This is a genomic window from Exiguobacterium sp. s194 (assembly GCF_018618275.1).
In the GTDB taxonomy this organism is placed as follows: Bacteria; Bacillota; Bacilli; order Exiguobacteriales; family Exiguobacteriaceae; genus Exiguobacterium; species Exiguobacterium chiriqhucha.
The window spans coordinates 55,573-75,181 of the sequence record NZ_JACSLT010000012.1 but is presented as its reverse complement, the minus strand read 5'-3'; the positions used below and the strand labels follow the sequence as shown (position 1 = coordinate 75,181).

General features: G+C 38.9%; 13 protein-coding genes. 4 read left to right on the top strand and 9 right to left on the bottom strand.

Going from position 1 to position 19,609, the window contains the following annotated elements:
* Window positions 1-13: 13 nt before the first annotated feature.
* Complete coding sequence (locus tag KNP85_RS14250; RefSeq protein ID WP_214803748.1) at window positions 14-760, top strand: hypothetical protein; 747 nt, start codon at window positions 14-16, stop codon at window positions 758-760.
* A 188-nt stretch (window positions 761-948) separates the two neighbouring features.
* On the opposite strand, the gene KNP85_RS14245 is transcribed toward KNP85_RS14250, so the two are convergent.
* The 8 genes from KNP85_RS14245 to KNP85_RS14210 all read right to left on the bottom strand — a co-directional run bounded on the left by KNP85_RS14245 (window position 949) and on the right by KNP85_RS14210 (window position 8,878).
* Window positions 949-1,299, bottom strand: a complete 351-nt coding sequence (locus tag KNP85_RS14245; protein WP_128124337.1) for a hypothetical protein — start codon at window positions 1,297-1,299, stop codon at window positions 949-951.
* Between the two features lie 32 nt (window positions 1,300-1,331).
* Window positions 1,332-1,889, bottom strand: coding sequence for a DUF6036 family nucleotidyltransferase (locus KNP85_RS14240; RefSeq protein ID WP_214803745.1), 558 nt, complete (start codon window positions 1,887-1,889; stop codon window positions 1,332-1,334).
* Window positions 1,890-1,975: 86 nt separating this feature from the next.
* Complete coding sequence (locus KNP85_RS14235) at window positions 1,976-2,779, bottom strand: hypothetical protein (protein WP_214803743.1); 804 nt, start codon at window positions 2,777-2,779, stop codon at window positions 1,976-1,978.
* Window positions 2,776-3,552: a ParA family protein gene (locus KNP85_RS14230; protein WP_029336203.1), complete on the bottom strand. Its 777-nt coding sequence runs from the start codon at window positions 3,550-3,552 to the stop codon at window positions 2,776-2,778. The genes KNP85_RS14235 and KNP85_RS14230 overlap by 4 nt, the downstream gene beginning before the upstream one ends.
* Window positions 3,549-4,238: a hypothetical protein gene (locus KNP85_RS14225; protein WP_029336204.1), complete on the bottom strand. Its 690-nt coding sequence runs from the start codon at window positions 4,236-4,238 to the stop codon at window positions 3,549-3,551. The genes KNP85_RS14230 and KNP85_RS14225 overlap by 4 nt, the downstream gene beginning before the upstream one ends.
* Window positions 4,235-5,017: a ParA family protein gene (locus KNP85_RS14220; RefSeq protein ID WP_029336205.1), complete on the bottom strand. Its 783-nt coding sequence runs from the start codon at window positions 5,015-5,017 to the stop codon at window positions 4,235-4,237. The genes KNP85_RS14225 and KNP85_RS14220 overlap by 4 nt, the downstream gene beginning before the upstream one ends.
* Window positions 5,018-5,716: 699 nt before the next feature.
* Window positions 5,717-6,784, bottom strand: coding sequence for a hypothetical protein (locus KNP85_RS14215; protein ID WP_147287429.1), 1,068 nt, complete (start codon window positions 6,782-6,784; stop codon window positions 5,717-5,719).
* Between the two features lie 870 nt (window positions 6,785-7,654).
* Entirely contained in the window at window positions 7,655-8,878 is a 1,224-nt protein-coding gene (locus KNP85_RS14210; protein WP_214803741.1) for a hypothetical protein, read from the bottom strand.
* A 468-nt stretch (window positions 8,879-9,346) separates the two neighbouring features.
* On the opposite strand from KNP85_RS14210, the gene KNP85_RS14205 reads away from it, so the two are divergent.
* The 3 genes from KNP85_RS14205 to KNP85_RS14195 all read left to right on the top strand — a co-directional run bounded on the left by KNP85_RS14205 (window position 9,347) and on the right by KNP85_RS14195 (window position 17,260).
* Window positions 9,347-15,610, top strand: a complete 6,264-nt coding sequence (locus KNP85_RS14205) for an ATP-binding protein (protein WP_214803739.1) — start codon at window positions 9,347-9,349, stop codon at window positions 15,608-15,610.
* Window positions 15,611-15,665: 55 nt separating this feature from the next.
* Window positions 15,666-16,247: a hypothetical protein gene (locus tag KNP85_RS14200; RefSeq protein WP_214803736.1), complete on the top strand. Its 582-nt coding sequence runs from the start codon at window positions 15,666-15,668 to the stop codon at window positions 16,245-16,247.
* A 773-nt stretch (window positions 16,248-17,020) separates the two neighbouring features.
* A complete protein-coding gene (locus KNP85_RS14195) occupies window positions 17,021-17,260 on the top strand; it encodes a hypothetical protein (protein WP_002316697.1) in 240 nt (79 codons plus the stop codon).
* 422 nt (window positions 17,261-17,682) lie between these two features.
* Here the strand turns inward: KNP85_RS14195 and KNP85_RS14190 are convergent, their stop codons facing one another.
* Window positions 17,683-19,542 (bottom strand): heavy metal translocating P-type ATPase, encoded by a 1,860-nt coding sequence (locus KNP85_RS14190; protein ID WP_029336210.1) that lies wholly within the window; start codon window positions 19,540-19,542, stop codon window positions 17,683-17,685.
* Window positions 19,543-19,609 lie beyond the last annotated feature (67 nt).

Here is a 19,609-nt window from a genome sequence, read left to right as displayed (position 1 = left end):
AGTGGTGAATTAAGTGCAGTCTAATGAAACCAAAGTGACCTCTTTTCGAGTCTCACAAGAGGTAAAAGAACACATCCAGCGATTGTCGGAACAGCGGCAGCTGTCGACAAATCAATTGTTTGAAGAACTGATCACCTTGGCTGATAAACAGGTGCCAGATCCATTGATCAGTTTGGAGAACGATGCTCTCCAGGCGGCATTGAATCAGGTGCTGGCCCTTTTCAATGAACGAGCCACGCGGCTCGAGCTTCAATCAAAGGAACACGAACGGATCTGTTCGCGCTATCAAAAGACGATTGATGACCTTGAGCAAAGCATCATCATAGAGTCGGAACAGCTCAAAGAGGACTATGAGCGTCAAGTCGCGGCCCACGACCAGGAATTAATTCCACTTCAACATCAAGTGGAGCTCCTGTTCGCCGAGAAACAAAACGCTCAGGACGCCCTCGAGACCGAACGTGCTTCTTTTAAAGAGGAACTGAAGGCTCAGAAGAAGTTGGTCTTTAATTTAGAAGAAGACGTCAAGAAGCTCGAGCTAGAGCGCAGCCAGCTCAATCGTCAAAACCAGAACCTGATGGACACGCTTGACGAGTTGAAGGCACGAACGCGACGAAGCGACCAACTCGAAGAGGAGAACCAGAAACTGCACTTAGAAGTCCAGCTCCTCCGTCGAGAGAAAGAGACATTCGAGAACCGGTTACAGGAACAGGTCGAGCTCGCGGTCCTGCGTGAGCGGAGCACCCAACAAAATAAACAATGATACGAAAAGGGTACTAGATTGAGTCAACCAGTGACTGAATCTAGTACCCTTATGTTTATTCCAAACAAAGTATTTAACGATTTGAAGAAATCGTCTGATACATGATCAATGACTTGACCAAAGATGCTTCCTTCACACGTAGAATCATAACCTCATGAGAGTATAAAGAATGACTCCGCTTGGTCCAATTAAGATTTCACCTGCAATCCACGCACCTTGAATCGATTACGTTTTTCTTCTAATTTCACTTTCATATCTACCGAGAACGTACTTTCAGGAGTGTTGTAGGCACGCCGTGCTGCCATACTAAGCATTTTTGCCACATCCTCTGCCCGGTCGTCCTGTAAATCATGCAGTGAAGATCGAACATACTGGCGAGCCATTTCTCGGTCACGTAGCGATTCAGGGACCGATACATGACGACTTAATGCCAGGGCCAATTGAGCCGTCTCTAAGCGATAGCTTGTCCCGCCTGCCTGCATACGATTCAGTTCATCCGCTAGCTCGCTTTGCAGAAGTACATGATTGCTGTCTGACATCGGTCACCCTCCTCTACTCTTCTTTTAATTTATTATATACCCTTTTCCTGAAAAATTCGACTCAAGTCATGCACGTTACAAAATGGATCGTCCCACGTCATGTTTGCTTTGTATTCCTCTACAAGGTCGAGAAGTTTATCTTTATCGCAAAGTGCCAATAGATTCGTTTTTTCGAGATCCTCTAGATCCTTTTGGCGAGAGGAGAAGATCTTGGTACATGCTAAAAGTTCAATGTCGGGGATATACACATCAATCGCCTCGAACAGACCTTCAATCTTATGCCGGAATTCATTCTCCCTAAAGTCTTCACGGGGTGGGAACTGAATCACCCCTTCGACAATTTCAATTTCATATTCATGAAGCGCCTCTTTCAATTCAGGTGTCACAACGCCCTCTGTCACGCGAATATCAATATCTCGCGTCGGACGATACTCGGCATCTTTATTCATCATTTCAATGAACAGAAGGATCCCCGAAGCGCCAACCACGACAAACTCGACTTCGATGTTCCTTGAGGCGCAAAACGTATCAAGCACGAGCAAGGTATCGATGATACTCTCTACATCTTTATATTGATTGGAGTAAGTCATGTATGTTCCTCCTAATGAAAATGACCCACTCTGATCCGATATGTTAGGAGTCTTCGTGGGCCATGATATATTTCGCTGCTCTCAACTTAATTCGTATTCAAATAGGCATCGAGAGCCCGCCGGATAATCTCATCTTCTGACACGTGTTCTTTTTGCGCGGCTTGTGTTAATCCGACGTATAAAGGATCTGTCAAATCAGCAAAGCGAATCTGTACACGCATCGGTTTCACAGAGTTAGTTTCGACTTCGAGCACGCGTTGTTCCTGACGTTCGATCAACATCCGTTTCACTTCACGGAGTTCTTCACGTGTCATCTCGTACACCGTCTTGTCTCCTGAAGCTGTGTAGTACTTCTTATTCTCGAGTAGCGCGAGCTTTGGGTCTTCTGGCCACGACAACAACTCAGCAAGTTTCGTCGCGCTAAAATCTTGCTCGAGCGTCTTTTCTAAGATGTTCGGACCGAAGGTGTTCCAAAATGACACGAAGCGGCTGACTTGTGGTTGGGACATTCCAATTCTATTTAAGAAGTCTTTCCACGTTCCTTGTTCTTTTTGGAACTCTTTTTTTGTTTCTGGATCCCGGAATAGACTGTTCGCATGGGCAAGAATACGACACTTTTCGACAAAGCTAGTCGCTTGAATCGCATCGATGTGGTTGTAATATTGAACAATTCCGTCCATATCCTCAGGAAGCTTCTTCGTGATGATACGTGACAACCCCGTCGCCGGCAGGGCCTGATAAGGGTTCGTCACAGTCGTTGTCGCAGAGAATTCTTTCACGGCCTCGACTTGTTCCGTACGGCTATCCGTCGCTTGTTGATTCTGATTCACCGGAAGGTTGGCACTAAATGTCGAAATCTTCGGTGTATGTTTCTTACGGTTGCGTGTCATAACGAAAGGACCTCCTGAGCAAGTTGTAGATAGGCATCGGTTGCTGGGCTCTTGTGGTCAATGACCGGACGAGACTCCCGTTGGAGTGTCTGTACCTTCACCGCGTAAGGGATCGTCGTCAAAACCGGAATACCAACTTCTTTTCCGAGTTCTTCAAGTTCCTCGACTGTCGTGACATCCCCTTTTGAGCGAGCGCTCACCATCGTCGGGATGAACGCTGCGATATGGATGTCTTCCCGGAACCGCTTCATCTCTTCAAGCTCTTCTGGAGCCGAGTAGACAGCGTCCATCGAGAACTTCTGCATCTGGACAGGCATCACGATTCGATCCTGGGCGACGAGTGCGCAGCGAGCATACGGGTTAAGCGCTGAAGTCGATCCTGGACAATCGATTAAGCAGATATCAAACAACTCGTCAATCTTAGAGAGTTCTTCACTGAGTCGATACTCATACCCAATTTGGCTCGTCAAGTCACTTGGCGAAGCCGAACGTCTGGTTGGCACAAGATAGACGGTACCTGTCTCATACTCGCATGTCACAATGACCTGTTCGATTGGTGTGTAGAATGGGTCATTCTCTTCTAGTAGACAATCGAGTAAGACTTTTCCTTCGTAATCGTTCGTGAGACCGAGTCCATTCGTCGAAGAGGCCTGATCGTCCGCGTCGATGACGAGGACACGTAATCCATCACGAGCATAAGCATGAGCCAAGTTTATGGTCGTCGTCGACTTTCCAACTCCGCCCTTTCGATTGTACAATGCGATTTTCTTCATGATTCGTCTCCTCGATTCTCGTCTGTGACGTCAATGGTATTGTCATTCACTGTCCGCTCGATAATTTCCGTCAATAGCTCACTCACACTCCGATTTTGGGCATGCGCATACTGTTGGAATTGATCGGACAGCTCGGTCGGGATTCTTGCTGAAAGAACGGCAGATGGTTTCTTTGTTTTTTGAAACGGGCTGACTTTGACCTGTTGCATAGGCTCACGGGTCTTACGGGCCTCACGGATTTGTTTGACCGTCAATTCGTCGACACCTCGAGACTCGCCATCGATATACAGTCCCTGTTCGACGACTTCCTCGACATTGTCGAGATACATCAGTTCAAACAGTTTAGAAGCCGGTAACCTTGCAAGTGATGCTTCAAGTGGATGTAACGTCTCATAGGCTTTGATATACCGGGATGCGAGAGAACTTGACATCGATACGGCCTCGAGGAAACCGATCCATTCTTTTTTGTCATGCATCTCAGAACGAGCGATAACGAGACGCTTCCCAATCTCAAATACAGAAATCGTTTGAACTTTTGAGAGCTCGTTGATTTCATGAACCAGGTCCTCGACTTCTTTCGATACTGGAAGTTTTTGAACGAGTGTACTGATATTCGTCAAACCGCTCTGATACGGATGCTGCTCACTCGGCTTGATTTTATGAATGTTACGATTCCGTGCCTTCATGATGTCTCACCTGCCTGTTCAACGACTTGCTTAGCCAATAGTCGAAACGGTTCAGCAAGTACCTTCGATTCCTTGGAGCGGTACTGAATGACACTCTTTCCACTATCGGCAGCTTTCTCGATGAATGTGGAGCGCTTGATCATCGGAAGAATGTCTAACCCCTCTTCCTTCGCGATAACTTCCATCGCTTCATAATACTCTTTATCTGCCTTTAAAGAAGCATCCATGGCGACGGGAAGAATACCTGTGATGACAAGGTCCGGGTTATAGAACTTTTTCACTTTTTGTACGGTACGGACCGTACTCGCAAGTTGGTCGAACACGAGCTTTTTCGGCATGAACGGGATGACCGTCATGTTTGACGTCGAAAGCACGACTTTCGAGAGTTCGTTAATTGATGGAACCGAATCTAAGATGATCCAATCAAACTCATCCTCAAGCGGTGCAATCATGTCCTTTAATAAATAGAGCTTGTCTTGCTCGGAAATCAAATTGATCAACCTGGCATTTCGTTCATTCGAAGGGAGAAGACTCACATGATACGTTTTATCATCAAACAGGACTTCTTTGATATCGAGATTGCGTGTATGTACATCAAACATCGTCATGTACTTGATTGTGTCAGACTCTTTTAACATCAGTTTACTGAGCGAGCCTTGAGGATCTAAATCAATGATCAAGACACGTTGTCCTAGCTCACCTAATGCGTAAGCCATATTCAAAGAACAGGTCGTCTTCCCTGATCCACCTTTCGATATGTAAAACGTGAGTATGTTCATCTTCTCTCCCCTTTCTATCTCATATCATGTCATAATCTTATTTTCCTTACAACATAAAAACGAGTATAAACCGAATAAATATCAATTTAATTTGTATACATTGAAAATAAGTCATTGTATACGATGCTTACTAGCCGATAAATCATGTATACGTTTCGACGTCGAATTGTATACATCTGTTTATGAGTAGCTTTGTCAGAAACTGATTGAACAAGAACAGATCGGATTCCTAAATCTCTTAAAGAAGAAATACATTATATAGTTGGATCTGACTTTAAATAATAGAAGAAGATATACAAACCATATTCTTCTGAGTTTAAGAAATATAAATAGATTATAGAGAGTTAAATAAAGATTAATAGAATTAGAAAAGGTAGAGCACGTCCAAACCTAGTCATATCAGCCGCTCTGACAGTTTATGTGAAAAGAGAACCTTCAATGGGATTACCGTTTCTTTCATCAAGGCTTTTTTTATTTCACTAAGCATTTGGGATTAAAGAAACAAAAGATGATTTACTTCAATAAAAACTTGATTAAGTGGTTAGTAGTTTTGATTTTTTTCCAAAAATTAAAAATAGGACAGTCGATACCCCTTGACTGTCTAAGGGTACAGTTGCAAATAACACACAGACAGAAATCACCTGCAAAAATGAGTCATTTTCATATATATTTTCAAAAAAGTGCACGACTAAAAGACCATCATGCGATAGCCATTTTTGCCTGGGCCTTTTTAAGTTGTTGATGAAGATAGAAAATCGGTTCCTCAAAGAACAGTTTATGTGTACTCGAGTGGATCAAATCCTCACGATGGTGAAGGAATGCTTGTTTTAACTCTTCGACGACCTGTTTGAACGTTTTGGCCCCGAATGTATCGCTCATCGAGAAGAGTGAGTCACGGTTGACCTTGAGTGCGTCAAAGTCGAGGAACTCCCCTACTCGCTTACGCAGCTCAAACCAAAGGAGCTGAACTTCAGTGCGATCTTTCTCTTTGATCTGCTTACTGTCTTGCGCAGCCGATAGCTGGACTTCAAGTAAGAGCGGTCGTGTCACGTCTTGAACCCGTTTCTTGAGCGAGACATTTTGTTTCACCATGTTCAAGAAACGCTTACTGTCCTCGACAAGCGAGACCTGAAGGAATGTAAGACCAGACATCATCTTTTGGATGGCGAGTTTATGGCCACAGTATTTAGGAAGGAATCCTTTGATCTCATCGTAGGTCAGGATGGCCTGTTCATTTGACTGGACATGGACATCTTTCTCGACCTGGACGATTGTCCGTAGTGCGAGTCGCAACGTGTTCACATTATCAAGCGCGATCAGTTCAGACAAGAGGCCGTGCCAAACAGACGTATACCCGGTCTTCGAATCGACCGTAGCACCGTCTACAAACAAATCACGATAGTTTTCAAGGTAATCCGTCAATTGAATTGAGATCACTCCTGGGAAGTGACGTACGACCGTCATGAGGCCATTCTGCTCGAAGATCTTTAAGTTGTTATGTAGGGAGCGGACCGACGTGCATGCAAAATCCGCAAGCGTGTTGTCTTCTGCAAATTCAATCTTCCCTTGGTCATCAGCATAGGCGAGAATGGAGAGAATATGACGGATCCGAGACTTGGTCCACTTGAAGGCCATGAAACAGGCCGGGATGTTATAGTGGTGTTGCTCGTAGCGATAATGATCTGCGCGTTTCGTCCAACGCGTCAATCCGCTCATTGCGACCAATAGCTTATTGGCGACCAAAATATGTCGATTCGTCTCCATCATCTCTCCTACACCTCCCCTATCCTAAAATATGCTAGTTTCAGTATCTTGTTCTTTCTAAGTGGTGTCAAAGTGCGGTTTCGGTACGACCATTTGCGACCAAATTTAAAAAAGTGTTGGTGTTGAGCCATTTTCACAGGGGAAATAGTTGTCGTTTCAGTACGACGGTTTGCGACCAAATTAAGAGGAACGGCTTAATCAAGCCATTTTGAGCTTATTCAGAGTAGAATTTTCATCATAAAAGAGCAGAAAATGTCGTTTCAGTACGATGGTTTGCGACCAAATTGATGAAAGTGTCGTTTCGGTACGACAGTTTGCGACCAAAACCATCAAAAATGTCGTTTCAGTACGACGGTTTGTGACCATTTTTAAGAAATGGCAACTTAAAATTATTTAAAAAACTCATCAAAAAAGTGAGAGATGTCGTTTCAGTACGATGATTTACGACAGAAACAGCAAAAATGTCGTTTCGGTACGATGATTTGCGACCAAATTGATAGAGGTGTCGTTTCAGTACGATGATTCGCGACCAAATTCAGCGATAATGTTGTTTCAGTACGATGTTTTACGACCAAGTTGAATGTATAAGAATGATTTGTTGTCGATTTTATCTACCAAACAATATATAGGTGTCATTTCAGTACGATTGACTTCATACCACAGTGCTAGGAAATGGGTTGTTAATAAGAAAGATACATGTGGTCTTAAAAATCTGATGTGACGTGAGTGGATCATCGCTGGTATTGAATCCGTTTCCTAGCATTAAGGAGAAGAAAATACATGAATGTTCCATGTGAAACAGTGGCTGAATGACCAATACATAAGAAAAGAAGCCCATTTGTAAAAAAGGCTTCTTCTGAGCAGTTGCTTCTATTAAAGGAGTAATGTGTCTGTATGGTTCAATAACTCCCATGATTCGAGCGGATAGAACTTGAAGAAATAGTAATCGCCAGAGCGGTGCCAGTCTTTCAAGATGAACTCATGTTCTTTGATGCGGTCAAGGTTTGCCTCAAGTTCTAGTAAGTTCTCTGACTTACGCGATTTATTGAAGCGAATCGAGTAAGTAAATTGACGCCAATGTCGGCGGACCGGACTTTGTTCCCCTGTCTGGATAGCAGCCATTCGTTCCTTTTGAAGTACGAACGCTAAGTGATAAGCGAAGCTCCCCTTCAACTGTTCAATCTGTTCCCCATAGATACTGACGATTTGTTGCTTGAGCAGGTCGTCATAGACCTCCTCAGTTACGGTGACGATCACCTGGCTGTCTGCAAGTGTCGTCGCATTCTTGATTGTAACGGAAGAGAAGAGTCCACGGATAAAGAAGTCCCCTTCATCGTTGTGTCCCGCGACACGGTAATAGCCGAGCTTCATCAGTCGCTTCGTAGTCAGGTCGTAGCTTTTCCCGCTCTTGTTGGCATAGAGTTTTTCAACCAGCTGGACTAACGGGAAGATGATTTTACGACTTGTCTGGAAGGAGATATCACGGTAAGACAAAATCTCGGTGAAGGCCTCGAAGTCTTTAGAGTCAAGATCAGGTACTTTACCGTTTAACTCTTGAATGAACTCTTTACTGACCAAGACGGAGAGATTTTGCGGAACGCCTTCTTTGTATTTCGGGACAACTGAGTCGTAGTTCAAAAGTTCAAGGTTGAGCTGCGTCGCGTCGTTAAGTTTCTCATCGAGTTGATCGGTCTTGTTCTTGATGCGATCCGACATCCCGAAAAACGGGATGTCGACAGCGAGTGTCGGTGAGTGATGCGCCACCCGTTGCGTTGAATCAATCTCTTTCGCTACTTCTCCTAGAACCATGAGGACATCCGTTTTCAAAGTGGATGTCTTTTGATTCACGGTTTTTTGAGACCAATAAGGATACGTATGAATAAGTTGGTTCGGATCCTCGGCCCATTCTTCAATCTCGGTGATGCAGAGATTCATGTAGTCTTCAATCGTTTTCACGTGAAACTCTTTGTAGAGTCCTTCAAGACCTGCGACTTTCACGTATGCTGAGATCATGTCATGTTTGGCGCGGAGCTCTTTATTGTAACCGCGTGATTCTTGATAGTTACGGACAGCGGTTTTCACCCACCGACGTTTCAACTTCATGAAGGAGTAATATCGGATTTTTTTATAGGCACTCTCAATATTTTCAAGCGCATAATGTTCTTGATAGAGTGATGTGACGAAGTCATTGATGTCAAAAATAGATACACTATGGAGGATCTCCTCCATACCATGCTGCTTAATTGTATTAACCGCTTGCGAAATAATGAGTTGTTGGGAGCGGCTGTTGGAGGATGAGTGGTTCTCCATGTTAATCACCTCTTCTTCACTAAATATAGCATATTTATAAAAAAGCATACTTTTGTAAGTCATTTTCCGTTTGATATATTTTATTTCAAATACCGCAAAAGTATGCGCCGGCGCATACTTTTACTCATTAAAAAAATCCCCACCCACTAATTATGAATAATAAAATATAATTTGGAGTAAATGGTATTCCGATTTCGAAACGATATAATTAAATTAATGCTAGTAATAATAAAAAATAACTGAGGTGATCTTAATATGGATACGGAACTTGTAAGATACTCAAGAGCTGGAGATGTGTTTCATTACCGGTGGGCGGCAAGAAGATGTTTGGCCTTAATATCACCAAAGACTCTAATTAATAGCATTGTGATAGAGGGGTCAAATGAAAGGAATCTTTCGGGGGAATATGTTATCGATGTAGCAGAATACTCACAATCACAAAATGGATTTGATGAAAATATAACTTATTTTCAGTTGAAACATACTACAAAGCACAAAAACAATCCTTTCATGCTTAATGACCTTAGAAATACATTTGAAGGTTTTGCAAAAAGATATAACGATTTGATAGCCAAAGAACGAATTGATAATAACAACGTAAAGTTTGCAATAGTTACAAACAGACCAATTAGCGATGAATTAAAAAGTCAAGTGCTGATCATTTCCAGAAGTGAAAAACCAAACAAGAGATATATTCAGACCCTTTTAAAATATACAAACTTGAATATAAATGACCTAAATGATTTTTGTTCACGAATTATATTTATGGATGGAGAAGGAGACTATGATGCACAAAAATTCGAATTGCATGCAGAAATATCTTTACTAACTGCAGGTATTGTAGACATTCCAGAAGTTGAAAAATTGACTTCCTTGGTTCAACAAAAAGCTCTTCCAGATTCTAATGGAGTTATTACTCGTGAAGAAATACTTAAAATATTTCATGTGACCTCTGAACGAGATTTATTTCCTGCTCCTCCTGAATTTGAAAAAATAGAGAAAATGGTAATGAGAAAGCAACATTCTGATATTTTAGAAGTAGTTATGAATGAAGTGAATCCAGTAATAATCCACGCCCCAGGTGGTAGCGGTAAAACTGTATTTGCTCGTCAATTCATTGAGTCTTTACCAAATGATTCAGTTGGAATTATTTATGACTGCTTTGGTGGGGGACGCTATAGAAATAGAAGTGAAACAAGACACCACCATCGTCAAGCATTGACTCAAATGATTAATGAACTATCAATGAAAGGTTATTGTGATCCACTTATTGTAAATTATAATGCATCGGAAAGAGACATAATTAGAAAGTTTCTTGAAAGATTAGAGGTATCTATAAGTAGGGTAAAACTGAGAAACGAAAAGGCGAATTTGGTGCTAATTATTGACGCTGCCGATAACGCTGAAATGGCAGCAACGGAATTTAATGATAATTGTTTTGTTAACGAACTACTTCGCGAACACCCAATAGCGGATGTTAAAGTTGTGGCATTGTGTAGAAGCGAACGATTACATATGCTAAAGCCTAAAAATTATATTAAGACTATAGAATTAAAAGGGTTTACAGAAAGTGAATCTTTTTATTTATTAAAAAACCACTATCCTTATGTGAGTATTGAAGATGGAATTGAATTTCATAGGCTTACAAACGGTAATCCAAGAGTTCAATCAAATGCATTGGGTTTAACAACAACAATTTCTGACATGTTTAATAACTTAGGTAGTTTTGGCACAACTGTGGATGAACAAATAGAATCACAACTATCACACGCTATAGATTTATCTAAAGATAAACTTAGTGATGTTTACCAACAACAAATTGATTTAATTTGTACAGCTTTAGCTACGTTGCCACCATTTATCCCAATCAATATTTTATCCAAAGCAACGGGGGTTGAAGAGGGGACAATTACAAGCTTTGTATCTGATATAGGAAAATCTTTATGGATTACTGATAACGCTGTACAGTTTCGAGATGAACCTACAGAAACTTGGTTTAAACTAACTTTTGCGGCATCTTCGAAACAGATTAGTTTTTTCCTTGAGCAAATCAAACCGCTTTCCTATGACTCTGCATATATAGCATCAGCATTACCAAGCTTAATGTTACAAGCAGGAAAATATTCTGAGCTGGTAGAGCTAGCTTTATCTGATAGACATCTTCCTAAAAATCCAATTGATGAAAGGAATGTTAGGCTATTTCGTCTTCAATTCGCATTTAAGGCTTCAATGAAAGAAGATAAATATTCTGAAGCAATTAAATTAGCAATGAGGGCAGGAGAAGAATTCGCAGGGAATAGTAGACAATTAGATTTAATTAAAAAAAATGTTGACTTAGTAGCACCTTTACAAGATGAGAATAGAGTTCAAGAACTCGCCTATAAACGACTACTCAATGGAGATTGGAAAGGTTCGGAAAATGTATATTCTGCAGCTTTACTCTCAACAGTAAATAAATTCAATGGAGAATCTAGAAGTTACCTAAGGGGAGCTAATAATTGGCTAAAGATATACTTTGAAAATCAAAAGGCAATGAAAGATGATGAAAAACATCTTCTTCACAATAGGTTAAAGGACGAAGAAATTTTTGAACTCACTTACACCCATCTAAATTTATTTGGTGTTGAAGCTGCATATAAATATTTAATGAGATGGACACCTGATATCTTGATTTATAACGTCTCCAGAATGTTGATTAATCGACTTATAGATTTTGGAGAAGTTGAAACGGCCAACAGCTTTGCCAAACTAGGTTTGAGAAATCCATATATAGTTGTAGCCTTCGCTTCAGAGGTTATGGAGATTGGATATATCCCAGATAAAAATGTATTAAATGATTGTCTGGAATTATTAATTAATAAACGCTCTAGAATCCCAAAAAGAAACATTAGCAGACATTATGATGAGACTATGACTTCATCACTTATCTCATTCGCGGAATTATGTGCTGCAACAAACTTACCGAAAAATAAAGTGATTCGACTAATAAATCATTATTTCCCTAGTAGTGAAATTAAATATATCGTAAATAATTATAACGCTGCATATCGATCGGCTTTTTTGCGTTCAATTTCTTTAAAAATGTATCTTTTGGATAATATGACTATTAATACGGATGAACTAGTTCCTTCAGAATTAATTGATAAAAAAAAGTATACTGATAATCAAGATGCTCGAGAAATTAAAGAACTTACAGGTGGGTTACTACCTTGGTACTTTGTAAGAATTAGATGCTTAATTAATCATACTTGTAATATTGAAATTGAATTGAATGAGGCTCAGGAAATTTCAAACAAAGAAAGGGTAAATCGATATAAAGAATATGATGTCATTCCGCGTGAAATTACGAAGATATGCTGTGACATTTTAATCTTTCATGAATTCGGATTTAGCTATAGTGTTGAATCATTCTTTGATAAGTATATTTTTAAATCAGACAATTTATTGTTAAAAGATATTTTAACTTTAGTGCGTGCCATTTATCGTTTAAATCATTTATCGGAAATAAGACTAAAGTGCGAACAGCACACTTACCAGCAAATAAACTCCGTGACAAATATTAATCCAGAAGAAAAAGCTGAATTTTATATAAAGCTTGCTCGTGCTGTAATGAACAATGATATGGATGATGCAGCTGTCTATTTTGATTGTGCAATAAATGCTTTGTCCAAATTTGGTGATGAATTGGCAGAAAGATGGGAATCGATTGTTTCTCTTGCAAATATTAGAAAGATTGATGAACACGTATGTGACGAAACAGCATACAGATTTATTCGTTGTGCTGAGCTAATTGGAGAAAGTGTGGAGCGAGAAAAATACTGGAATAGAAATGAAGCTATAAAAACCTGTACACGATTATCCCCTGCTTCAGCTATAGCTGCATTAAGTAGATGGCGAGATCGAGAAGTTGGAAATTTCAATCACCAATTAGTTGAGTTAGCTAGCGAGCTTGTGAGTAGAGGTTATATAACTCCAGAAGTGGGTTGGTCACTTTCTTCGTTCATGAACATATATGACTTAGAGAACTTTGCATTACTTTGTTTAGATAAAGAAGAAAAAATTGAAAATCGGACTATATTGTTTAATTCAATTATCAAAGAGTTAAGGATTAATGGAGCAGAAGGAGAGATATGGACAAAAATTAAAGAAATTTCAACAGAATATTCTCTAAATAATGAATTGTTAGATGATGTGCTTCTTAATATGGGTAAAAACAAACTCAAAAATAGTAATATACTTAACCACGAACCGGTAGCGTCGTCAGTGATTTCTAAGAGTGACGAAGTATCAAAGTGGAGTGAGTACCTACAAAGTCTAAATTTGAAGTCCTCTAGTGGTATTAAAAAAGCACTAATTTTTTATCGCGAATCTGACAATTTGGGTGGAAATAGAAGAGCGTACTGGAATGAAATTTATAGACAAGTTTCCGATGCGACAGCTAAAAATTTCATATATGAATTGATACAATCCGAGGAAATTGATTTTTACGATTTGAAACTTGGATTAGAGTTAATACCGGAAAAATGGCTAAAAAAAGTAAGTGTAAAAAAAGAATGGCCGCACTTTATGGAAATGATAGGTAATAAGCATGCATTATATTTTTTAAACAAAAGCACACTAAGTTTTTTTGTTAATTCATTGGATGCTGGCAGCGCAAATCTTCCCTATATTGAAAAAGGAGTAATTGGAGCAATAACAAACCATATAGAAATGGTTAGAAGTTCCGATTTTTTTGGGATAGTAGACATACTAAGTAACCATATTTCCACACAAGAAGCTACAAAGTTATTAGATTACTCTTTATATAGATTGGAAATGCATATTGATCCTGATTACAGCGACGGTCTATGGTCCCCTAAGTTGTATTTACAAGATGGTCTAGCAAGTGCTCTTACAGGATTTATTTGGTCTGCTTTAGGGTCGCCGAAGTCATCAATACGATGGTGTGCAGCACACAGTGTTAAAAGATTAGCAGAGTTTAATTGTGAAAATGAAATTGACCAGTTGATGAACTGGATGGAGAAAGATACAGTTGGAGCCTTCGGAAATTTTGAATTCCCTTTTTACAATCTTCATGCAAGGTTATTTTTGTTAATTTCGTTTGCACGAATTTCAAAAGACAATGCGGAAATACTATTACCTTATACCGAAAAATTTCGTTACTTTTATCATGACTCTTCTCATTTTTTGATTCAAAAATATTCAGCCGATATTTTACTTAATATTGGTTCAATAAATGGCAATGAATTTGAGTGTGGAGTATCAGATTCAATTCTGATAATTAATGATAATGAATTGGAGCCGGTTGAAGAAAATACACATTCGGCGTTATTTGATTCAGATTATAAGGAGATAAATCAAAATAGCCTCGATTTTCATCATGGCTATGATTTTGAACGTTATTGGTTCGAGTCTTTAGAATCCGTGTTTAATATTCCAAATGGTATGATTGCACGCCTTGCTTCTAATGTGATAATAAATGAATGGAATATTGATTTTAAAGGTGACTATCTAAATGATCCTCGACAATATTTATGGAGAATGTCATATGAGCAAGAGAATACTTACCATAGTCACGGGAATTATCCCTCAATAGAAACCTATAGTTTTTATCTTTCATTCCATTCAATGTTTAATGTTATTGGGAAAATATTTAACAAAATTCCATTTACCAATCGTGAAAACAAAGATGAATTTGAAGAATGGTTGGATAGACACTTTTTAACCCGTAATGATGGTTACTGGTTGTATGACAGACGAGATCCTATACCTTTAGCAAGCAGAGGGGGTAATAGTTTAGAAAGTAGTGAATACGATGAAATAAATGACTTTCTTGAAGGGATTTTTTCGAAACGAAATGGAGAAATATGGCTTAATGTTTTCGGGACGTGGACTGAAACAGAAGGTAATAAAACTGAAGAATTTAACATAGCTAGTTCTCTTGTATCAGCGAAAACATCTGATGCACTTTTAAATGCTTTAACTACATGTTCCGACCCTTATGATTTTAAATTGCCTGAATATCAGGAAGAGCGAATGGAAATAAACTCAGGAGACTTCAATTTAAAGGGCTGGGTGTATCAAGAGCCCATTACTGAGGGTGCCGATTACTTTGATCCTCATTCTAAACATTTGCTGTATCCAGCATATAAAGTTGGAGATACCATTGCTAAGCAAATGAACTTGTATTCTGATTTGGAAAATAGAGAATGGAGAGAAATAAATGACTCAGATACTTCAGTAAATTGTGAAATGTGGGCCCCTATGTCTACAGAGAGTGATGAAAACTATATAAGACGTGGGAAATTACTTTCTGCCTCTTTGTCCTTCTTAAAAAAACTATGTAAAGAGTATAAAAGTGAGCTTATTGTTGAAATTCAAATTAGAAAAAAATTAATTAGTGGATCATATCAAAGATCGGGGGAACCTTATAAATATGAGGCACCACACAACAAACTCTTTATCTTATCGGCGGATGGAAGACTCAGAGACTCGGAAAAATATCATAAACTATGGTAAGAGCCTAGTAGAAGAACTTAATTTAGATCCCGGTGTAGATACATTAGGACGATGGATGGCTCATTATATTGCTGAACAAATAAAAATTGCAGAAAATTCTACGGGAATCGAAAAAGCAGTGGCAGAAGAAAAGTGTTTTGAAACAATTCTTAAGCTTTGGGAGCACGAAGTTATTCTGCCTGGGAAAACAAAACCATTTACCGACTTTGAACCTATTTTCCGAACGCTTAATAGACTTGATCCTGAACGTAATCAAAATTACTTTTTCGATAGAAATGATTCATCAAAAGGAGATTCAGAAGAATTTAATTCTTTGCTAGATTTAGCAATAGAAATTGATAAAGTTGCTCGGATATGGATTTTGCATATTTTGAATAAAGCTACAAAAATCTCTACTAACGAAGCTACAATAAAATGGTTAGAAATTTCAAAAGGTCAAATAGAGAAAAATAAAATGACTGTATTGTACGAGGAGCTAATTTGGGGTACTGATGATTTTACAGATAGTGAAACGCAAAATGATATCGATAGATTAAGTTTTAATATCAAAACTTTAGAAAAATTCGAAAAAATAAATCAATTGATTATGGAAGAATATAAAAGTGAAATTGGAAGAGTATTAAAATCTAGGGATTAAAAAGTAAAGTTAATTTTTGATATTAATTTAGAGGAAGAAATTTTTGTTATACAGTCAATAGAATGAGCACCAATTATCATTAGTTGGTACTCATTTTATCTATTTTAAAAATAGTTTCATAGGTATTAAAGGTGTATATAAAATAGTATCAAATCATTCACTGCTACTACTGCTTTTTGTTTATTCATGTTTTTCCACTCCTTTTTTTGTTTTGAGTCGCATAGATGTGAGCTCAAAAGCTGAATTTTTTCCGTTTTGTTGGCTAGCCTTTAATCATGAGGAAAAAAGGAAATCAAGAAAAAAGGAATCCTTTCCGCTTTAGCGGTTAGGATTCCTTTAGATAAAAAGTTTTTTGGAAAGGAAAGAAATGGAAAGAGAAAAAAGTTTTTACGGTTCTGGAATTGCTTTTCTGTTCTCGGATAGATACATGTGGGACCGGAGGGAAGGGCTCCCGCATGGAGATTGCCGCTAAGAACAGTCCGAAATGATAAAGCCCTGATCCAGCTCTTTCGGATCGTTCAGGGCGTATGGCGACACAAAACGAAAAAATGGTTTCAATAGATATGCTTTTGAAAAAAGCACTCCATACTCTTGTCTTTTAAGGAAAAACGATTGCGATTATAGGAGTTTTTCTTTTCCCTGCTTTTGTTATTATTCTCTCTTTTCATCAGTAAATGAAAGTCGCTGATAAAAAAAATCAGGACATTTACTCCTTGTCCCCCTTCACAAAACGAACACTTGTTCTTATAATGGTTCTAAAGGAGTGATTATCCATGAAATATTTGAATGACGAATATCAAGACCGGGGTATGAAAAAATGGGCGGGCTTTTTCTTATCTGAACACACAGCTGAACAGGAAAAAATTCAAAAAGGATTGGCTCACATCAATTCCCCAAAGCCCCAAATGTCCGAACAAGAGATTGGCGAGGTGCTTCAAGTGGCTAGATTAAAAAATAAGTCCGTTGCCATCCAAATCGAGGCCATCGATAACGAAGGAAATTATTACGATTAATATGCCACTGATGACGGTGATTTGATTTTTCTTTCCTAAAATACACCTTTGCATGATTTTTTCCTCCTGTTTGTTGTTTGTAATGTAAGTCTACTGGATTGAATCAGATTAAGAATTGATCCTCATCAAGAAGTGGTTTTCCTTCGAAAATAGTTTTTCACTGCGCGGTCTTTTTTGTTTTACTCTTTCGTATAACTCTATGATAGCTCCTTTATTGTTTTTAATAATTGATGACAATCAAGTTTGAATAAACGATTTTTAGCATGTATTTAAAATAGATAAAGCTGATAATTTCTGTTCAGAAATTATCAGCTTTTTTGACGATTTAGGCTTTCGCCAAGGGTAAGCTTCATTCCCTACAGATACAAATTTAAAAAGCTGTAGATATTCGCTCACCCTTTCAGCTAATATCATGATGCAGTCTAATAAGCACCACTTAATTCCGCTTTTGTTTTTTCGGACCCTAACAACCGCAAGCCGTTTAAGATGACGAGGATTGTGGAGCCCTCATGGAATAGTACTGCTAAAGGAAGTCCCAGAACGCCGAACATATTTAAAGTAATCAAGCTGACAATAACAGCGATGGAGAAAATGACATTTTGAATAATGATTTTATTTAATTTCTTGCTTAGCTGATAGCTATAAAACAATTTAGACAAATCATTCTTCACTACAACGACATCAGAGGATTCCATTGCGACTGACGAGCCACTTCCCATCGCAATTCCGATATCTGCATTCGCTAGCGCGGGTGCATCATTGATCCCATCGCCAATCATCCCAACAACTTCTTCTTTTCCTTGGCTTTTTAAGACAAAATCTATTTTATCTTCCGGTAACATGGAAGAAATATAGTCATCTACCTTTACTTCCTTTGCAACCTGTGCCGCAACCTTTTCGTTATCTCCCGTTAAAAGATAAACCTTGATGCCCTCTTTTTGGAAATCCGCAACCGTACTCGCTGACTGCGGACGAATTCGATCCCGGAGTGAGAAGTAACCGACGACTTCATTTCCCTTCGCTACAAATATGGTCGTATCGCCTTTTTCCAGTAGCTTTTCAAACTGATCAAATTTATCATATTGCTTAAATGCATCCGGTTTTCCAACTAGGATTGCCCCTTTTTTAATTCCCGAACCAGCAATTTCTTCAATCGATTCTGCTTGATTCACTTGTGCTAAGTTAATCTCTTTAAAGGCAGAAACAATTGCTCTTCCGATTGGGTGACTGGATTGTTGCTCCATATAAATGACTTCTTTTAACAGCTCTTGGTCCAAATGATAATCGACCACTTGGAAGTCGCCATACGTCAATGTTCCGGTCTTATCTGTATACAAAATATTCATTGTACTTAACGCTTCCATTGCGGCTCCACCTTTAAATAAGATACCGTTTTTGGCTCCATTACTTATCGCGCTTAACGTAGCCGGTGTAGCTGATGCCACCAATGCACATGGACTAGCCACTGTTAAAAGTACCATTCCACGATAAAATGCTTCTTCTAATGGTAGGCTTAGGAAATAATATAGAAAGAAGATGAAAATAGGTACGATAATTAAAACGCCAATCACGTACTTACTTTCAATACGGTCTATAAACTTTGCGATTCGAGAAGGTTTGTTTTGTGCTTCTTCAACCATCCGGATAATATTGGAAAACATGGTTTGATTCAGTGTCTTGTTTACTTCTATATGAAAAACATTTCCTTCATTAATCGTTCCGGCAAAAACTTCCTCCTTTAACTCTTTTTCTACTGGGACAGACTCACCCGTTAAAGCCGCTTCATTCACGATTGCATTTCGGTCGATCAAGCCATCAATAGGGATTTTACCACCTTTCGATACCACGACAATGTCCCCAATAACTAACTCTTTCGTAGGGGTAACCACTACATCCCCATTTTCTTTTAGCACTTGGGCTGTGTCGGGTACTTGCGCCATTAATTCTGAAATCGCGCTGGTGGATTTGTTCGTTGCATAATCTTCCAAAACTTCTGCAGCAGCAAAAATCAATAGCAACGCCGCTCCTTCAGACTCAAAATCAATGATTACTGCACCAACTGCTGCCAAAACCATTAATAGGTCGACATTTGGTGAGCGATCTTTAATCGTTTCAACAACAGCATGTTTTGCCGCATAGAAGCCTAAAAAGAAAATTGAAATATAAAATAGTATGGAACTGTATGCATCATTTAGTGGGATAAAGATAAACCCTAAGATTGTAAATAAAACACCGACAACTAAAAATTGTCCTTGCCTACTTTTTGTTAGATACTCAACCATTTCTAAAACCTCTTTCTTATTTTTTGTTTTTTTGCTTACCAATTATTACAAATCCATTTCATCTCAT